The sequence below is a fragment of the Halomonas sp. TA22 genome, from assembly GCF_013009075.1.
In the GTDB taxonomy this organism is placed as follows: Bacteria; Pseudomonadota; Gammaproteobacteria; order Pseudomonadales; family Halomonadaceae; genus TA22.
In genome coordinates this window covers 2,887,296-2,901,906 of sequence record NZ_CP053108.1, presented here as the reverse complement: position 1 = coordinate 2,901,906, position 14,611 = coordinate 2,887,296, and the positions used below count along the sequence as shown (strand labels likewise).

The following is a 14,611-nucleotide window of genomic DNA, read 5'->3' as shown; positions in this document are numbered from 1 at the left end:
TCAGAGTATCCAATAGCCTGCATAGTGATCGAGCAGGAGCACGGCAAAGACACCGAGAATATAGCGAATGGAGAACCAGAAGGCGTTGATCGGTGCCAAGGGGTCGAGGTCACGCCATACTTTCCAGTTCCAGTGCATGAAGCGCAAATTGAGCGCCATCACCCCTACCAGATAGATCGCTCCGCTCATGCCGATCACGAACGGCAGCAGCGTTGCCGCCACGGTCAGCCAACCATAGAGCCAGATCTGCAGACGCGTGAATGCCACCCCGTGAGTGACAGGCAGCATGGGGATTCCCGCGTTGGCGTACTCGTCACGCTTATGGATGGCCAGCGCCCAGAAATGCGGGGGCGTCCAGGCGAACACGATCAGCAGCAAAAGCAGTGGCTCGGCACCGACCTGCCCTGAGACGGCAGTCCAACCCAGCAAGGGAGGCGTCGCACCGGCGACACCACCTATGACGATGTTCTGCGGCGTTGAGCGCTTGAGGAAGGCGGTGTAGATCAAGGCGTAGCCAATCAGCGAGGCCAGGGTCAGCCAAGCAGTCAAGGCGTTGACCTGCCACAGCAGCAGGCCGACGCCAGAGACTGACAACAGCGTTGCCCAGCTCAGCGCATAGACAGTGGGCAGCCTGCGGGTTGCCAGGGGACGTCGCGACGTTCGCACCATCATGGCGTCGAGCCGGCGATCAAGCACATGGTTGTAGGCTGCAGCCCCGCTTGCCGCAAGCGCGATGCCTAGCAGGCCGAATATGACGACATCCAGGTCTGGCAGTGTCGGCGTTGCAAGCGCCATGCCGACCAGCACGCAGGCTAGCATCACGACGACAACGCGAGGCTTGCAGAGCGTGATCAGGTCACGCCATTCCCAGTTCGCCTGCATGCATACGCTCTCGGTTTGGTTGATCACGGCATTACGCATGGGCCCACTCCTTATGTGTTTCTTTACTATCACTGGTCGACAGCGACTCCGGCCTGCGCCAATGCCATACGGCCAGCGCCATCACTACCACCAGCAATACCGCCCCGGCGGTATGCGCCATGGCGAGACTCAATGGCAACCAGAACAGCACGTTGGCGATTCCCAAGGCCACCTGTAGCCCATAACCGGCCAATAAGCCGACCATCCAGGGCCGCATATGAGGCAGGTGCCAATGACGCCAGGCCAACAGCAGCAGAACCAGCCCAAGGCCCAGGGCGCCCAGGCGATGAGCAACGTGGATTGCCGTTCTCGCATCGGCATGCAGCTGCCCATGCAGGTAATTGGGGCCTACCGTCTGAGTGAGATGAAACCCTTCGCTCCAATCCATCTCGGGCCACCACTGACCATTGCAGGTCGGAAACCCCTGGCAGGCAATGCCGGCATAATTGCTCGAGGTCCATCCCCCCAGCGCCAGCTGGAAAAGCAAAAGCAGCAGCGCCGCAACCCACAGCGGCGTCAACCGCCGCCCGACCTGCCCACCTTTGTACAGAGGGGAAATGCTGCGCAAGCGTAAGTGCAGCCAGAGAAACAGCAACATGACGCTCAACCCGCCCAACAAGTGAAGCGTCACTACCTGAGGCCACAACTTCAGTGTCACGGTAAAGGCACCAAAGGCCCCCTGCAGCAGGATCATTCCCAGCAGCGCCAAACTGAGTGTCCAGGGAAAACCTCGGTAATGGCGAAGCTTGGCTCCCAGGGCGACCAACGCCAGCACGAGCAAGCCAAGGCCGGAGGCGATATAGCGATGGATCATCTCCACCCAGGCCTTGAAGCTATCCAGTGGTGCATCCGGCGAATGCAGCTCGGCTCGCGTCGCGTCGGGCACCACCAGGCGCCCATAACAGCCGGGCCAGTCGGGACACCCAAGCCCCGCATCGACGAGACGTGTCCATACCCCCACGAGAATCACCATGACAGTGAACACAACCCCTGCAAGGCTCAGCCGTTTCAACAGCGTGAGCCTGGCCTCGACTTTCTCCATGGCCATTCTCCTCTTTCACCCTTTCCCTGAGCCCGCATGAAGCTATTTGCACAACGCAACGCTAAAGCGTATTTGGCAATTCCACAAGCCTCAACAATAACTTAGCAATAATAGCCAGGCAGTTCAGTTCGCTCTCGAGTCAGGGTTCATCTTCAATAGACGCCCGATATCTCTCAATATGTCACGTGGATCAGTATTTGCGGCATAGCTCAGCACCGGCTGGCCATGGGGATCGAACACCCACAGTTGCCCTGCATCGAGCCAGGCAGGGCGCGCCGACCATAATGCATTGCTTTCGCCCGGCAACGTCTCTTTCGACGCCTCCTCATCTGCGTCGATCCGAAGTCTACTTATCCGGGGCGCCTCACGACCCAGCGCACGATGCAAGCGCCACCACTGGTCGGCATGAGCATCACAAGGCACCGAGCAGTCGAAGACCATCAGCCAGTCCCCCGTTTCCTGTACCGGCGGTTCGGCGAGAGGCCACTCCGCGAGAGGCGGGATGTCGGGCTGCAGTTCGCCATGAGCCAAGCGCTGCTCGGGAATGCCGACACGCCACTCCACCATGGCCCATGCTGCGAGCATCGGAGCAGCAAACAGGGCAATGAGCGCCGCCAGCTTAAGACGTTGTCGATTCAATGATGTCATGGCCGAGACTCAGGTAGCGTTGAAGAGGAACATGCATCAGCGTGTCTGGCATCGAGGTTCAGGCGGCGTCCGCCGATCAACATGATCGCAAGTGCGGCCAAGGCCAGTCCCCACCACTGAATGGCATAGCCAATATGGCGACTGGGCGGCATTACATTGGGCTTCCACCAGGGCGCAAGCAGTCCGGCGCCCTCGTCGAGATGCAGCCAGCCATCGTGTGCAAACTCACCCAGCGACTGCCAGGGTGCCAGCGCCAGCTGCTGAAGACGCACACCCTCCTCGTTGGGTCCGAACAACATGGTGGTTGGGGTAGCGGCTTGCCACTGCCCTACAAGCTCAACCTCGCCTTCGGGCGTCGTGACCATGGGCGTCGTCCTAACCGGACCGGTCTGCATGAAACCTCGTTGAATCAGCCAGAGCCTGCCATCGCCACTCAGCAGCGGCGTCAAGACCGCAACGCCCACCTGGCCGTTGAGCACGCGATTGTCGAGAAAGCGAGTTTGCTCAGGCAAATATACGCCGCTTACGTGTATCCGGGCCCCTTCGGGAGGGGTGGCATGGGGTGCTTGCAGTTCCGGTGCAGCCTCGAGCCGAGAGAGATAGTCGCGTTTATCGACAGCCCTTTCCCATTGCCAAATACCGAGCATTGCTCCCAGAATCACCAGAAACAACCATAATATCCACCAAGCGACTTGCCGCTTGATATTGCGCGGCCACTTGCCTGAACAACGATTCCCCTGCTCACTGATGGAGTGCTTCATGCTCAAAGTCCTGATAGCCGCTGCCTTTATGGTCATGCTGGCAAGCCTTGCCGCTGGCGCCGGCTTTCTGCTTCGTGATCACCATGCGTCACGCCGCGTACTGGCTTCACTCAAGCTGCGTGTCGCCATGGCGGTGCTTCTCGTTGTCCTGTTGATCTATGGGTTCTATTTTGGCGATCTGGCGACGTGACGTTGCACCTCAGAAGACATAAACGAACAGAAAGAGTCCGATCCACACCGCATCGACGAAGTGCCAGTACCAACAGGAAGCCTCGAAGGCAAAATGGTTATCGTTCGAGAAATGACCCTGCACTATGCGCACCAACATCACCGAAAGAATGATCGCCCCGATCGTGACGTGCAGGCCATGAAAGCCGGTAAGCAGGAAGAACGTGGCGCCATAGATACCCGCCTGTAGCGTGATGCCGTAGTGAGTCACGGCCTGGTAGTACTCGACGCCCTGGATGACGATAAAGGCAAAACCCAGCATGAGGGTGCCGAAGAGCCAGTTGCGGCACGTCTCGCGATGCCCCTCCTTCAGGCCCTCATGTGCGATCGTCAGGGTAATGCTCGAGGCGACGAGAATCAGCGTATTGACGAGTGGTAACTGCCAGGGATTCATCACTTCCCGCGGACCACTGATGGCCGTATCGGGAGGAGCCATCAACGGCCAGGTTGCTGAGAAGTCCGGCCACAGCAATGCTGCCACCCCTTTCGCCCCTTCGCCATCCAGCCAGGGCAAGGCGAACATACGGATGTAGAACAATGCACCGAAGAAGGCCGCGAAGAACATCACTTCAGAAAAGATGAACCACCCCATGCCCCAGCGAAACGAGCGGTCCATCTGGGTGTCGTAAAGTCCTTGGCGGGACTCCAGCACGACATCCCTAAACCACAGCCCCATGACGGCTAGAACGGCGATCAACCCCAGAGCCATGACCGGCATGCCATTGCCGTAGACCAGCGTCATGCCGGTACCGATCATCATGATGCCCAGGGCAACGGAGCCGAGCACAGGCCACTTGCTGGTTGCCGGAACATAGTAGCTGCCACCGCTCATGCGTCACCTCCTGATTCAGGCACCATGCGCGCCTGTAGCTGAGATTCCTCTTTCGAAACGGGATAGAGCGTATAGACGAGTGTCACCGTGTTCACCTCCGGAGGAAGATCCCGAGCGAGCTGGAATACCATCGGCATCTCTACCCTTTCACCGGCTTCCAGGCGTTGCTCATCGAAACAGAAACAGTTCACCTTGCGCAGATGGCGCGAGGCAATCGACGGCGACACGCTTGGTACGGCCCGTCCCGACTGCGCCACGTCGCTCTGGTTGCTGAAGGCGAAATAGATCTCCGTAGGCTGGCCGGGGTGAACGCGCACCTGTCGATGCTCCACCTCCAATCGCCATGGCAAGCCACTGCCGGAGCGGGTGATGAACTGCACCATCACATAGCGTGAGGTATCCACCTCTTCGCTGACCAGGGATTGTGCCCGCTCATCCACCTTGCCGTTGATGCCCGTCATACGACAGAAGACGTCATATAGCGGCACCAGGGCGAAGGCGAAGGCGAACATGCCCATAAGAATGAGTACCGAGCGAAATACGGTACGCTGAACCGGATTCATCATGTTACCTCTCCTTACGCGACCTTGAAACGTCAGCGCCACGCAGCGCTTCAATGTTCCGCCGGCTTGAAATTCGGTGGCGTTTCGAAGGTGTGCAGCGGCGCCGGGCTCGGTACTGTCCACTCCAGATCCCCAGCACCATCCCAAGCCCTGGCTGGCGCCTTGATGCCGCCGCGAGCGCACTTGATGATCACCAGCACGAACAGCAGTTGGGAGACACCGAACAGGAAGGCGCCGAGGCTCGAGATCATGTTGAAATCGGCAAACTGAAGCGCGTAATCCGGGATGCGGCGCGGCATGCCAGCAAGCCCGGCAAAGTGCATGGGAAAGAAGGTGAGATTGACCCCGATCACAGATAGCCAGAAGTGCCAGTGCCCCAGTTTCTCGCTAGGGTAATGACCGGTCCACTTCGGCAACCAGTAGTAGACCCCGGAGATAATCGCGAAGATGGCACCGGGGACCAGCACGTAATGGAAGTGGGCCACCACGAAGTAGGTATCGTGGTATTGGAAATCCGCCGGGGCGATTGCCAGCATCAACCCCGAGAAGCCGCCGATGGTGAACAGCACCACGAACGCCAAGGAGAACAGCATCGGCGTCTCGAACGTGATCGACCCCCGGAACAGCGTGGTGAGCCAGTTGAAGATCTTCACCCCGGTAGGCACGGCGATCAGCATGGTGGAGTACATGAAGAACAGCTCCGCGACGAGCGGCAGCCCGACCACGAACATGTGATGCGCCCAAACCAGGAACGAGAGGATCGCGATCGAGGCCGTGGCATAGACCATCGAGGCGTAGCCGAACAGGCGCTTGCGCGCGAAGGTGGGGATGACTGCCGAGACGATACCGAAAGCCGGCAGGATCATGATGTAGACTTCGGGGTGGCCGAAGAACCAGAAGAGATGCTGGAACAACACTGGATCGCCGCCGCCTGCGGCATTGAAGAAACTGGTGTTGAAGTTGATGTCCATCAACATCATCGTGATCACCCCCGCCAGCACCGGCATCACGGCTATCAGCAGGAACCCGGTGATCAGCCAGGTCCAGACGAACAGCGGCATATCCATCATGCGCATCCCCGGAGTGCGCATGTTGAGGATGGTGGCGACGATATTGATGGCGCCCAGAATCGAGCTGATCCCGGCAATGTGCAGCGCCAGGATAAAGAAAGTGGTCGAGGGTGGTGCGTAGGTGGTGGACAATGGCGCGTAGAAGGTCCAGCCGAAGTTGGGGCCACCTCCAGGCATGAACAGCGTAGACAGAAGCAACGTGAAGGCGATTGGCAAGAGCCAGAAGCTGAAGTTATTGAGGCGCGGCAAAGCCATGTCGGGTGCGCCGATCTGCAGTGGAATCATCCAGTTGGCCAGGCCGGTAAAGGCCGGCATCACCGCTGCGAAGACCATGATCAGCCCATGCATGGTGGTCATCTGATTGAAGAATTCCGGCTGCACCAGCTGCAGGCCAGGCTGGAAGAGTTCGGCACGTACTACCAGCGCAAAGATGCCACCGATGAAGAACATTACCAGCGAGAAGATCAGATAGAGTGTGCCGATCTCCTTGTGATTGGTCGTGAGCAGCCAGCGCACGATGCCATGCGGCGGAGAATGCTCCTGATGAGCATGACCACCGGCAGCGGCAGTACTGGCGTGTTGCAAGCTAGGGTTGGGCGGCAGTTTAGGAGCCATCGCACATCTCCATTGTCATTGTCGTAGGGCAGAGAGAAGAACGCGTCACCGCGGTGCTATTGCGCTAGCTGTTCGGCGATGGCCAATGGCTGTATCTCATCGCCCGTGTCGTTACCCCAGGCATTACGAGTGTAGGTAATGACTGCTGCCAATTCGACCGGGTTGAGATTGCTGCGAAATGCCGGCATGGCAGTGCCCGACACCCCATTGAGCACGGTTTCGATATGCCATTCGGTGTCTTCGAGGATGTGATCGTTTCCAGCCAAGGCCGGAAATGCCGGGGGCATGCCCTGTCCTTCCTGCTGGTGGCATGACGCGCAGATCGAGCGGTAGACCGCCTCTCCACGCTCCATCAATTCGGCAAGCTCCCACTCACGATCGACCGCACCCGCCTCCTGAGCGCTGGCCTCACGGCGCTCCTCCAGCCAGCTGTCGAACTCGTCCTGCTCGACGGCATGCACCACGATCGGCATGAAGGCATGGTCGCGGCCGCACAATTCCGCGCACTGGCCTCGATAGATGCCGGGTTCGTTGATACGTACCCAGTTCTCGTTAACAAAGCCGGGAATAGTGTCCTGCTTGACGGCAAAGTCAGGCACCCACCAAGAGTGGATCACGTCATCCGCCGTCATCAGGAAGCGTATCTTTCGGTCGATCGGCAGAACCAGGGGCTCATCTACCTCAAGCAGGTAGTGCTCTCCCCGTTCCTCAGCGCCCGCTATCTGCTCTCTGGGCGTACTCATACTGGAGTTGAACGCAATATCCTCGCCAAGATATTCATAGCGCCAACGCCACTGCTGACCGGTGATCATGACATCCAGATCGGCATCGGAGGTGTCATACATCTGGCGCAGCGTCGCCGTTGCAGGCACTGCCATGCCTACCAAAATCAGCAGCGGCACGGCAGTCCAGAGAACTTCGACGATGGTATTCTCATGAAAATTGGAGGATTTGGCGCCCTTGGAGCGCCTGAACTTGAACAGCGAGTAGAACATCACCCCAAAGACCAGAATGCCGATGACTGCGCATATCCAGAAAATGGTCATATGCAGCCTATAGATATCAGCACTAAGGTCCGTCACCCCGACAGGCATATTCCAGGCTTGAGCATGTGCAGCAGTCATCAGTCCCAAGAGCGCTAACCCACCCTTGCTAAAAGCGAGCGTCTTGCGCATCTGCACCTCCTAATTATTGTGATTGTGTCCATCGCGCAATACTGGCGCTTTAGAGGGAGTATAGAAAGATTATTTGCTTTGCATGTACTCCCTATTTAATCGCCCTTGCTCGCAGCGGCACATGCTGGACTTCATCGCGCCGCGAGCATTGCAACCCCCGCAACCAAAATGACAAGCACCAACCCCATCACTAAACCCATGATAATAAAGTGCATAGGCTTTCCATGCTCAAAATCATGGCGCCGCTGGCTCTCTTTCTGCACTCCGAAAAAAGCTGCTAGTACGGACTTGACCACTGACCACATACCCAACCCCTTAAGACCAATGTCTGAGACAAGAAGAGTGCACGCTCATATCGCCACTCACCTATCCAAGCAACAATTCATTGCTCCTTCGCACCATGTTCTATACTAAAATTGGATTTGATCGTTAAACTATTGTGATTGATTTATGGAAAAAATGACCGCAGCTCAATTTCCTCTATTTCCTGCAGCCCCCCTGCCCAGCGGTAACATGCTGGCGTACTGGGTACCCGAATGGCCAAACGACGCAATGCCTCTACTAAAGTTTCATGACGCCATGCTCAACACGGTCGCCAAAATCATCGAAGGTGAAACCGAGTTCATGCTTGCCTGTTTTTCGGCCAACATGAGATTGGCCGAATGTTTCATGTCACCGATACAATCGAGTTCCGCCGGACTGACAACCTGCTACCAAGATATCCTCGGCGAGATGCACGAGGCATCGGTGACGAGAATGAACCGAGTCGCCAGCTTATCAGAGGAGTTTCGCCAGCAGCTCTGGGAAGAAGTGTGATGCCCGAGCTACAAACCTGCGAGACGTGCGATCAACGGGAGAAGGAATGCCGTCAATAGTCCGGTCAGGCCCATCGATAGGCCGGCAAAAGCCCCTGCCACTGCTCCCAGTGACGCAAAACTATGCGCGGTACCAAAACCGTGCGCAGCGAGCCCCATGGTGAACCCCTGCACAGTGGGATCGGTTACTTTCAGGGCACGAAAGATCCAAGGGGCTAACGCACAGCCGACCGACCCTGTGAGCAGCACCAAGCCGGCCGCCAATGAGGGAATTCCTCCGAGCTGTTCGGCAATGCCCATGGCGATGGGTGAAGTGACCGATTTCGGCGCCAGGCTAAATAGCGTAGCCGAGTCAGCGCCCATCAAAGAGGCAATGCCAAGAGTCGAGCTCACGGCCACCGTGATACCCACCACGCAGGAAAGGAGCACGGGAGCCAACAAGCGCCGCACTCGCTCGCGATGGTCGTAGAGAGGAATGGCCAATGCCACTGTTGCCGGGCCGAGAAGAAAATGAATGAATTGCGCCCCCTCGAAGTAGGTGGCGTAATCCACCCCGGTCAATTGCAGAAAGCCAATCAGCAGCAGGATGCTCAACACGACCGGATGCAGCAGTGTCGTTCCTCCTAGCCAGCGATTGATATGCCCAGCCGCAAAGAAGGCGACCAGTGTCGCCAGCAGGGATAGCAGAGGATTGCCCGAGAGATAGACCCACAATTGGTCCAGCGCGACGACATTCACCTGCGCTTTCCTTCATCTACCAGACGGCCATTGAGCCATGTCATCACCTTGGCGGTTACCGCAAGCGTGATCGCAGTGGATACCACCAAGGTGATGGCCAGCGTCCAGAAGTCAGAGCGAATCAGGTCGAAATGCACCATCATACCGACACCAGCCGGCACGAAGAGCAACGTCAGGTAGCGAAGCAGGCCCTCACCCATCATTCTCAGCCCGGTGGGCACACGTCCATGGATGATCAATATCAGCAGTAGAAACACCATTCCCAGCACCGGTCCAGGCACAGGTACGCCAAGGCCACGCGCCAGCGACTCGCCCACGAATTGGCAACCCAGCAAAATGCACATCCCAGCGATCAGTGGCATCTCCCCTCTCCTTGATGCAATCCGCTTCCAAGATTACAGGAGCCAGCCCGGAAGGCGACAAGCATTTGAAAGAAAAGCGCAAAGAGTCTTTCCATTTTTATCGAGCCACGCTAGTATATGCCTCGTCTTCACGGCACGGTCAGGTTAAACGAGCGTGGCAACGAGATAGTCGGAGCGTGGCGCAGCTTGGTAGCGCGCTGCAATGGGGTTGCAGAGGTCGCAGGTTCGAATCCTGTCGCTCCGACCAAGACATCAAAAAAACCGCCACTAACGGATCAGGCCGAGTGGCGGTTTTTCATTGTTGGAATCTCGGCAAACACCTCTCGTCTGCCAGCCCACTCCATGCCAACAGCCGATCAAACGATCTCCTCCCGCCTTGAGGCTCAAGCTGCGCTGCGCCTCGTAACAGAAACTCAGAAAAGATGGGCCATTCGGTTATAGGCCTCGCGCTGAGCAGTGTTGAGTAGCCACTCACGAAAAATCGAGACATCGATCAACGTCTCGCGCCAGAAGGCAGCGGTGAGGAATGAAGCCTAGCCACAGTGTCTGCTCTACGGCTTTTACTCTTTTCCTAAAGAAACCGTCACCTCGGCATGATCCGTTAGCGGCGGTTTTCGTTGTCGGCTCTGCGCGATACTACCCGTTCTGCTTCTAGGCAGATAGTATCGTCATGCTAGGCCATGCAATCAGGCTCAGACACTGGCCCTGCGATGCTCGGGATGCGACAGCGCATACTTGAGCGTGGCGAGATCCTGCTCGGAATCGGACTCGACGAATTGCGCCAGCATGCGCGCGGCTTCGTCTCGAACGAGATTGGAGATGTAATCATCGTATTTGGCGATGAACGCACTGCAGTAACGGCAGTGAAGATCGTCCGTGGGCTTGGGATCCCCCTTCCAGAAATTGCTTCCACTGCATTCGGGGCACGTAACTTTCCTTGAGATATTAAGCATAAAGGCCTCCTGCCTTGTTTACGCACCTGCACTCTAACAAGCCTTTATGACAATTCCCTTAACCTGGGTTGAGTCTGCTCCAATAAAAACAAAAGCTTATCAGTTCAACGTCAAAAACCGTCAGCGGAACATCTCCTGTGGCGATATGGTATCGATCATCAGCGTCAATGGTTGTCTCGTGGCGTGCTGGTACGCGCCACGTCGCGATACTGTGTGGCAGGTATCAGCGTCATGCCGCGATCGTGCTGCTCGACCAGGCTGCGTTGTATCTCCTGCCAGGGTGTCTGATGGGGCGGATAGCGATAGCCTCCCTCGGATGCCAACCGTTCACGACGTTGAGTCAACTCCTCTTCGCTGATCAGAAGATTTGCTTCCCCTTTACGCAGGTCGATTCGCACCCTGTCGCCACTCTCAAGCAGTGCCAACCCGCCACCGACTGCGGCTTCCGGCGCGGCATTGAGAATCGAGGGCGACCCGGAGGTACCGGACTGGCGCCCATCGCCCAGGCACGGCAGCGACTCGATACCGCGTTTGATCAGCGCCTCGGGCGGTTGCATGTTGACCACCTCCGCCCCACCGGGGTGGCCTACCGGGCCTGCGCCACGCATGACCAGAATGGTGTTCTCGTCGATGCCAAGCGCAGGATCATCGATTCGCGCATGGTAATCCTCGGAGCCATCGAAGACCGCGACCGGCCCCTCGAAGGCCTCGGGGTCATCAGGGTTGCTCAAGTAGCGCTGACGGAACTCCGCCGAAATCACGCTGGTCTTCATCAATGCGGAGTCGAACAGGTTGCCCTTCAAGTTGATGAACCCTGCATGCTCGACCAACGGGTTCTCGTAGCGCCGGATGATCTCCTCATCCTGGGTGTCGCACCCTTCGATGTTCTCTCCCAGGGTACGACCATTGACGGTCAACATATTGTCATGCAAGTGGCCGGCACGTTGCAGTTCACGCAGAACCGCAGGCACGCCACCCGCGCGATAGAACTCTTCGCACAGATAAGCGCCGGCGGGCATGACGTTGCTCAATAGCGGAATCGAATGCCCCAGGCGCTGCCAATCGTCATTGGTGAGTTCAATGCCGGCATGTCGAGCAATGCCAATGACGTGGATGGGGGCGTTGCTGGAACCGCCCAATGCCGAGCAGGCCATGATGGCGTTCTCGAACGCCTCGCGGGTCAGTATTTCCAGAGGCCGCAAATCCTCCCAGACCATCTCGACGATCCGCTCCCCGGTGTAATAGGCGACGGACGAGCGCTCCTTGTAAGGCGCGGGAATGATCGCCGAGCCCGGCAGGCTCATGCCCAGGCACTCGGCCATGGAGTTCATGGTCGAGGCAGTGCCCATGGTATTGCAGTGCCCCACGGAGGGTGCCGAGTCCGTGGCCCGCGCTAGGAACTCCTCGTATCCGATATCACCGGCGGCAAGACGCTTGCGAAGCTCCCAGATGATGGTGCCGGAGCCGACGCGCTCGCTGCTGCCCCGCCAACCGTTGAGCATCGGTCCACCGGAGAGCACGATGGCAGGAATATTGACCGTGGCCGCCGCCATCAGGCAGGCCGGCGTGGTCTTGTCACACCCCGTTGTCAGCACTACGCCATCGAGTGGGTAGCCGTGCATGATCTCGACCAGGCCCAGATAGGCGAGGTTGCGATCCAGCGCCGCGGTGGGGCGCCGCACGTTTTCGTGAATCGGATGCATGGGGAACTCGAAGGGCACGCCTCCGGCAGCACGAATGCCATCCTTCACCCGCTTGACCAGCTCGATATGGTGGCGGTTGCAAGGGGTGAGGTCGGAGCCCGACTGGGCGATGCCGATGATCGGCTTGCCGCTACGCAGCTCCTCCAACGCCACCCCGTAATTCATGTAGCGTTCTATGCAGATCGCCGTGGTGCCAGGATGCTCAGGGTTGTCGAACCACCAGCGCGATCGGAGTTGCTGGGGCGTGAGGCGTTGTTGTCTTTGTGTCATGGGATCATCCTGTCCGTACAATGGAAGCAAGGCGCTCCTGCTCAAGGCAGGATGGCAGGATCATATGATAGGTAGCATGTCACCTCCGGCTAAGCAACGCCCCCTCCTTATTGCCGAGTTGCAAAGCGTGAAAAGTGCTTCATACTCGGAATGATCGTCACGCCATCAGCCTATCATACAGCATGATGTCTTGTGCAAGACTGCAGGCGGTGACGACTCGTTCCCACAAGACCAATAAACGATGGAACCGCCATGCGACTTCAGCACAAGACCGCACTGGTCACCGCCGCCGGCCAGGGGATCGGCAGAGAGACCGCCCTGCACTTCGCCCGCGAGGGGGCCAGAGTAATCGCCACCGATATCGATGTCGCCAAGCTCGAGAGCCTTGCCTCGATGCCAGGCATCGAAATACGTCGACTCGACGTACTCGATGCCAGTGCCATCGCCGCGCTCGCCACAGAGGTACCCGCCCTCGATATACTCTTCAACTGTGCCGGCCACGTGGCCAGCGGCGCGCTGCTCGAGTGCGACGAACGCGACTGGGAATTCTCCTTCTCGCTCAACGTCACTGCCATGTACCGCATGATCCGCAGCCTGCTGCCAGGCATGCTCGAACTTGGCAGCGGCAGCGTCATCAACATGGCCTCGGTCGCCTCGAGCCTCAAGGGGGTGCCCAATCGCTTCGCCTACGGCACCACCAAGGCAGCCGTCATCGGGCTGACCAAGTCGGTCGCCGCCGACTACATCAGCCGCGGCATCCGCTGCAATGCCATCTGCCCAGGCACGGTGGAATCCCCCTCGCTACGTGAACGAATCCAGGCCCAGGCGGCACAACAGGGTCGCGAGGTGGAGGAGGTCTACCGTGAGTTCATGGCTCGCCAGCCTCTCGGGCGCCTGGGCAAGCCAGAGGAGATCGCCACCCTGGCCACCTATCTCGCCTCCGATGAATCGGCCTACACCACCGGCACCGTCCAGATCATCGATGGCGGCTGGATCAACTGACAACAGACCCATGCCGGCTCGAAAACCCAGACAAGAAGGAAACCGCATTAATGAAATTGCTTCGCTATGGCCCCGCGGGACAGGAACGCCCCGCTCTGCTCGACCGTGATGGCACGCTTCGCGACCTCTCCGAACTTATCGACGACCTGGCGGGCGAGCACCTCGATCCGCACGCCCTTGCATCACTGGCTCGCCTCGATCCCGACACACTGCCGAAGGTACTTAACGATACGCGTATCGGCCCCTGCGTGGGGCGGGTGGGCAAGTTCATCTGCATTGGCCTGAACTACTCCGACCACGCCGCGGAGACGGGTGCCGAAGTACCGCCCGAGCCGGTGATCTTCAACAAGTGGACCAGCGCCATCTGTGGCCCCAATGATGAGGTCATCATCCCCCGGGGCTCGAAGAAGACCGATTGGGAAGTGGAACTCGGAGTAGTGATCGGCAAGGGCGGACGCCATATCGAGGAGGCCGATGCCATTTCGCATGTCGCCGGTTTCTGCGTGATCAACGATGTCTCGGAGCGTGAGTTCCAGCTCGAGCGCAGCGGCACCTGGGACAAGGGCAAGGGGTGCGATACCTTCGGCCCGATGGGGCCATGGCTGGTCACCCCCGACGAGATTGACGATCCGCATCAGCTCGACATGTGGCTCGAGGTCGATGGCCAGCGTTACCAGGACGGCAATACCCGCACCATGGTCTACAAGGTGCCGTTCCTGATCAGCTATCTCAGTCGCTTCATGAGTCTGCAACCGGGTGACGTGATCTCGACCGGCACCCCGCCCGGGGTAGGCATGGGCCAGAAGCCGCCCCGCTATCTCGCCCCGGGACAGCGCATGCGTCTGGGAATCGAAGGGCTTGGCGAGCAACAGCAACATGTCGTGGCCGATGAGTGAATCGCACGCAACCGGAG

Annotated in this window: 16 protein-coding genes, 1 tRNA gene and 1 pseudogene; 5 read left to right on the top strand and 13 right to left on the bottom strand. The window is 58.5% G+C overall.

Going from position 1 to position 14,611, the window contains the following annotated elements; all coding sequences use genetic code 11:
- The 4 genes from cyoE to HJD22_RS13705 form a co-directional block, all read right to left on the bottom strand.
- Positions 1-921: a heme o synthase gene (gene cyoE / locus HJD22_RS13720; RefSeq protein ID WP_208656462.1), complete on the bottom strand. Its 921-nt coding sequence runs from the start codon at positions 919-921 to the stop codon at positions 1-3.
- Positions 914-1,963 carry a heme A synthase gene (locus HJD22_RS13715; RefSeq protein ID WP_208656463.1) on the bottom strand — a complete coding sequence of 350 codons (1,050 nt, stop codon included), beginning with the start codon at positions 1,961-1,963 and terminating at the stop codon, positions 914-916. The genes cyoE and HJD22_RS13715 overlap by 8 nt, the downstream gene beginning before the upstream one ends.
- 123 nt (positions 1,964-2,086) lie before the next feature.
- A complete protein-coding gene (locus tag HJD22_RS13710; protein WP_208656464.1) occupies positions 2,087-2,611 on the bottom strand; it encodes a hypothetical protein in 525 nt (174 codons plus the stop codon).
- Positions 2,608-3,372 (bottom strand): SURF1 family protein, encoded by a 765-nt coding sequence (locus tag HJD22_RS13705; RefSeq protein WP_208656465.1) that lies wholly within the window; start codon positions 3,370-3,372, stop codon positions 2,608-2,610. Before HJD22_RS13705 ends, HJD22_RS13710 begins: the two co-directional genes overlap by 4 nt.
- Here HJD22_RS13705 and HJD22_RS13700 point away from each other — a divergent pair.
- Positions 3,371-3,562 (top strand): DUF2909 family protein, encoded by a 192-nt coding sequence (locus HJD22_RS13700; protein WP_208656466.1) that lies wholly within the window; start codon positions 3,371-3,373, stop codon positions 3,560-3,562. The genes HJD22_RS13705 and HJD22_RS13700 overlap by 2 nt on opposite strands.
- Positions 3,563-3,571: 9 nt before the next feature.
- Here HJD22_RS13700 and HJD22_RS13695 read toward each other — a convergent pair whose 3' ends face one another.
- From HJD22_RS13695 to HJD22_RS13675, 5 genes are all read right to left on the bottom strand, one after another.
- Complete coding sequence (locus HJD22_RS13695) at positions 3,572-4,432, bottom strand: cytochrome c oxidase subunit 3 (protein WP_208656467.1); 861 nt, start codon at positions 4,430-4,432, stop codon at positions 3,572-3,574.
- Complete coding sequence (locus HJD22_RS13690) at positions 4,429-4,995, bottom strand: cytochrome c oxidase assembly protein (protein WP_208656954.1); 567 nt, start codon at positions 4,993-4,995, stop codon at positions 4,429-4,431. Before HJD22_RS13690 ends, HJD22_RS13695 begins: the two co-directional genes overlap by 4 nt.
- A gap of 50 nt (positions 4,996-5,045) precedes the next feature.
- Entirely contained in the window at positions 5,046-6,680 is a 1,635-nt protein-coding gene (gene ctaD, locus HJD22_RS13685; protein ID WP_208656468.1) for a cytochrome c oxidase subunit I, read from the bottom strand.
- A gap of 56 nt (positions 6,681-6,736) precedes the next feature.
- A complete protein-coding gene (gene coxB / locus HJD22_RS13680; protein WP_208656469.1) occupies positions 6,737-7,855 on the bottom strand; it encodes a cytochrome c oxidase subunit II in 1,119 nt (372 codons plus the stop codon).
- Between the two features lie 131 nt (positions 7,856-7,986).
- On the bottom strand, positions 7,987-8,160 hold the full coding sequence (locus HJD22_RS13675; RefSeq protein WP_208656470.1) for a DUF2970 domain-containing protein: 174 nt from the start codon (positions 8,158-8,160) through the stop codon (positions 7,987-7,989).
- A 145-nt stretch (positions 8,161-8,305) separates the two neighbouring features.
- On the opposite strand from HJD22_RS13675, the gene HJD22_RS13670 reads away from it, so the two are divergent.
- Positions 8,306-8,671, top strand: a complete 366-nt coding sequence (locus HJD22_RS13670; protein WP_208656471.1) for a hypothetical protein — start codon at positions 8,306-8,308, stop codon at positions 8,669-8,671.
- Positions 8,672-8,679: 8 nt separating this feature from the next.
- Here the strand turns inward: HJD22_RS13670 and HJD22_RS13665 are convergent, their stop codons facing one another.
- Together HJD22_RS13665 and HJD22_RS13660 are read right to left on the bottom strand one after the other, a co-directional pair.
- On the bottom strand, positions 8,680-9,408 hold the full coding sequence (locus HJD22_RS13665) for an LrgB family protein (protein ID WP_208656472.1): 729 nt from the start codon (positions 9,406-9,408) through the stop codon (positions 8,680-8,682).
- Complete coding sequence (locus tag HJD22_RS13660; protein ID WP_208656473.1) at positions 9,405-9,770, bottom strand: CidA/LrgA family protein; 366 nt, start codon at positions 9,768-9,770, stop codon at positions 9,405-9,407. The genes HJD22_RS13665 and HJD22_RS13660 overlap by 4 nt, the downstream gene beginning before the upstream one ends.
- A gap of 170 nt (positions 9,771-9,940) precedes the next feature.
- On the opposite strand from HJD22_RS13660, the gene HJD22_RS13655 reads away from it, so the two are divergent.
- Positions 9,941-10,017 (top strand) — tRNA-Pro (locus HJD22_RS13655).
- A gap of 153 nt (positions 10,018-10,170) precedes the next feature.
- Here the strand turns inward: HJD22_RS13655 and HJD22_RS17890 are convergent.
- Together HJD22_RS17890 and HJD22_RS13645 are read right to left on the bottom strand one after the other, a co-directional pair.
- Positions 10,171-10,294 (bottom strand): annotated as a pseudogene (locus HJD22_RS17890) (Crp/Fnr family transcriptional regulator); the annotation flags it as partial.
- A gap of 593 nt (positions 10,295-10,887) precedes the next feature.
- Complete coding sequence (locus tag HJD22_RS13645; RefSeq protein WP_208656475.1) at positions 10,888-12,696, bottom strand: IlvD/Edd family dehydratase; 1,809 nt, start codon at positions 12,694-12,696, stop codon at positions 10,888-10,890.
- Between the two features lie 252 nt (positions 12,697-12,948).
- Between HJD22_RS13645 and HJD22_RS13640 the strand changes: the two genes are divergently transcribed.
- Positions 12,949-13,698 carry an SDR family oxidoreductase gene (locus HJD22_RS13640; RefSeq protein ID WP_208656476.1) on the top strand — a complete coding sequence of 250 codons (750 nt, stop codon included), beginning with the start codon at positions 12,949-12,951 and terminating at the stop codon, positions 13,696-13,698.
- 50 nt (positions 13,699-13,748) lie between these two features.
- A complete protein-coding gene (locus HJD22_RS13635) occupies positions 13,749-14,594 on the top strand; it encodes a fumarylacetoacetate hydrolase family protein (protein WP_208656477.1) in 846 nt (281 codons plus the stop codon).
- The last annotated feature ends 17 nt before the right edge of the window (positions 14,595-14,611 follow it).

Excerpts from the sequence above, each read along its gene's own strand:
- ctaD (WP_208656468.1), bottom strand. The coding sequence starts at position 6,680 with ATGGCTCCTAAACTGCCGCCCAACCCTAGCTTGCAACACGCCAGTACT.
- coxB (WP_208656469.1), bottom strand. The coding sequence starts at position 7,855 with ATGCGCAAGACGCTCGCTTTTAGCAAGGGTGGGTTAGCGCTCTTGGGA.
- HJD22_RS13715 (WP_208656463.1), bottom strand. The coding sequence starts at position 1,963 with ATGGAGAAAGTCGAGGCCAGGCTCACGCTGTTGAAACGGCTGAGCCTT.
- HJD22_RS13645 (WP_208656475.1), bottom strand. The coding sequence starts at position 12,696 with ATGACACAAAGACAACAACGCCTCACGCCCCAGCAACTCCGATCGCGC.
- HJD22_RS13700 (WP_208656466.1), top strand. The coding sequence starts at position 3,371 with ATGCTCAAAGTCCTGATAGCCGCTGCCTTTATGGTCATGCTGGCAAGC.
- cyoE (WP_208656462.1), bottom strand. The coding sequence starts at position 921 with ATGCGTAATGCCGTGATCAACCAAACCGAGAGCGTATGCATGCAGGCG.
- HJD22_RS13705 (WP_208656465.1), bottom strand. The coding sequence starts at position 3,372 with ATGAAGCACTCCATCAGTGAGCAGGGGAATCGTTGTTCAGGCAAGTGG.
- HJD22_RS13635 (WP_208656477.1), top strand. The coding sequence starts at position 13,749 with ATGAAATTGCTTCGCTATGGCCCCGCGGGACAGGAACGCCCCGCTCTG.
- HJD22_RS13675 (WP_208656470.1), bottom strand. The coding sequence starts at position 8,160 with ATGTGGTCAGTGGTCAAGTCCGTACTAGCAGCTTTTTTCGGAGTGCAG.
- HJD22_RS13690 (WP_208656954.1), bottom strand. The coding sequence starts at position 4,995 with ATGAATCCGGTTCAGCGTACCGTATTTCGCTCGGTACTCATTCTTATG.
- HJD22_RS13640 (WP_208656476.1), top strand. The coding sequence starts at position 12,949 with ATGCGACTTCAGCACAAGACCGCACTGGTCACCGCCGCCGGCCAGGGG.
- HJD22_RS13660 (WP_208656473.1), bottom strand. The coding sequence starts at position 9,770 with ATGCCACTGATCGCTGGGATGTGCATTTTGCTGGGTTGCCAATTCGTG.
- HJD22_RS13670 (WP_208656471.1), top strand. The coding sequence starts at position 8,306 with ATGGAAAAAATGACCGCAGCTCAATTTCCTCTATTTCCTGCAGCCCCC.
- HJD22_RS13710 (WP_208656464.1), bottom strand. The coding sequence starts at position 2,611 with ATGACATCATTGAATCGACAACGTCTTAAGCTGGCGGCGCTCATTGCC.
- HJD22_RS13695 (WP_208656467.1), bottom strand. The coding sequence starts at position 4,432 with ATGAGCGGTGGCAGCTACTATGTTCCGGCAACCAGCAAGTGGCCTGTG.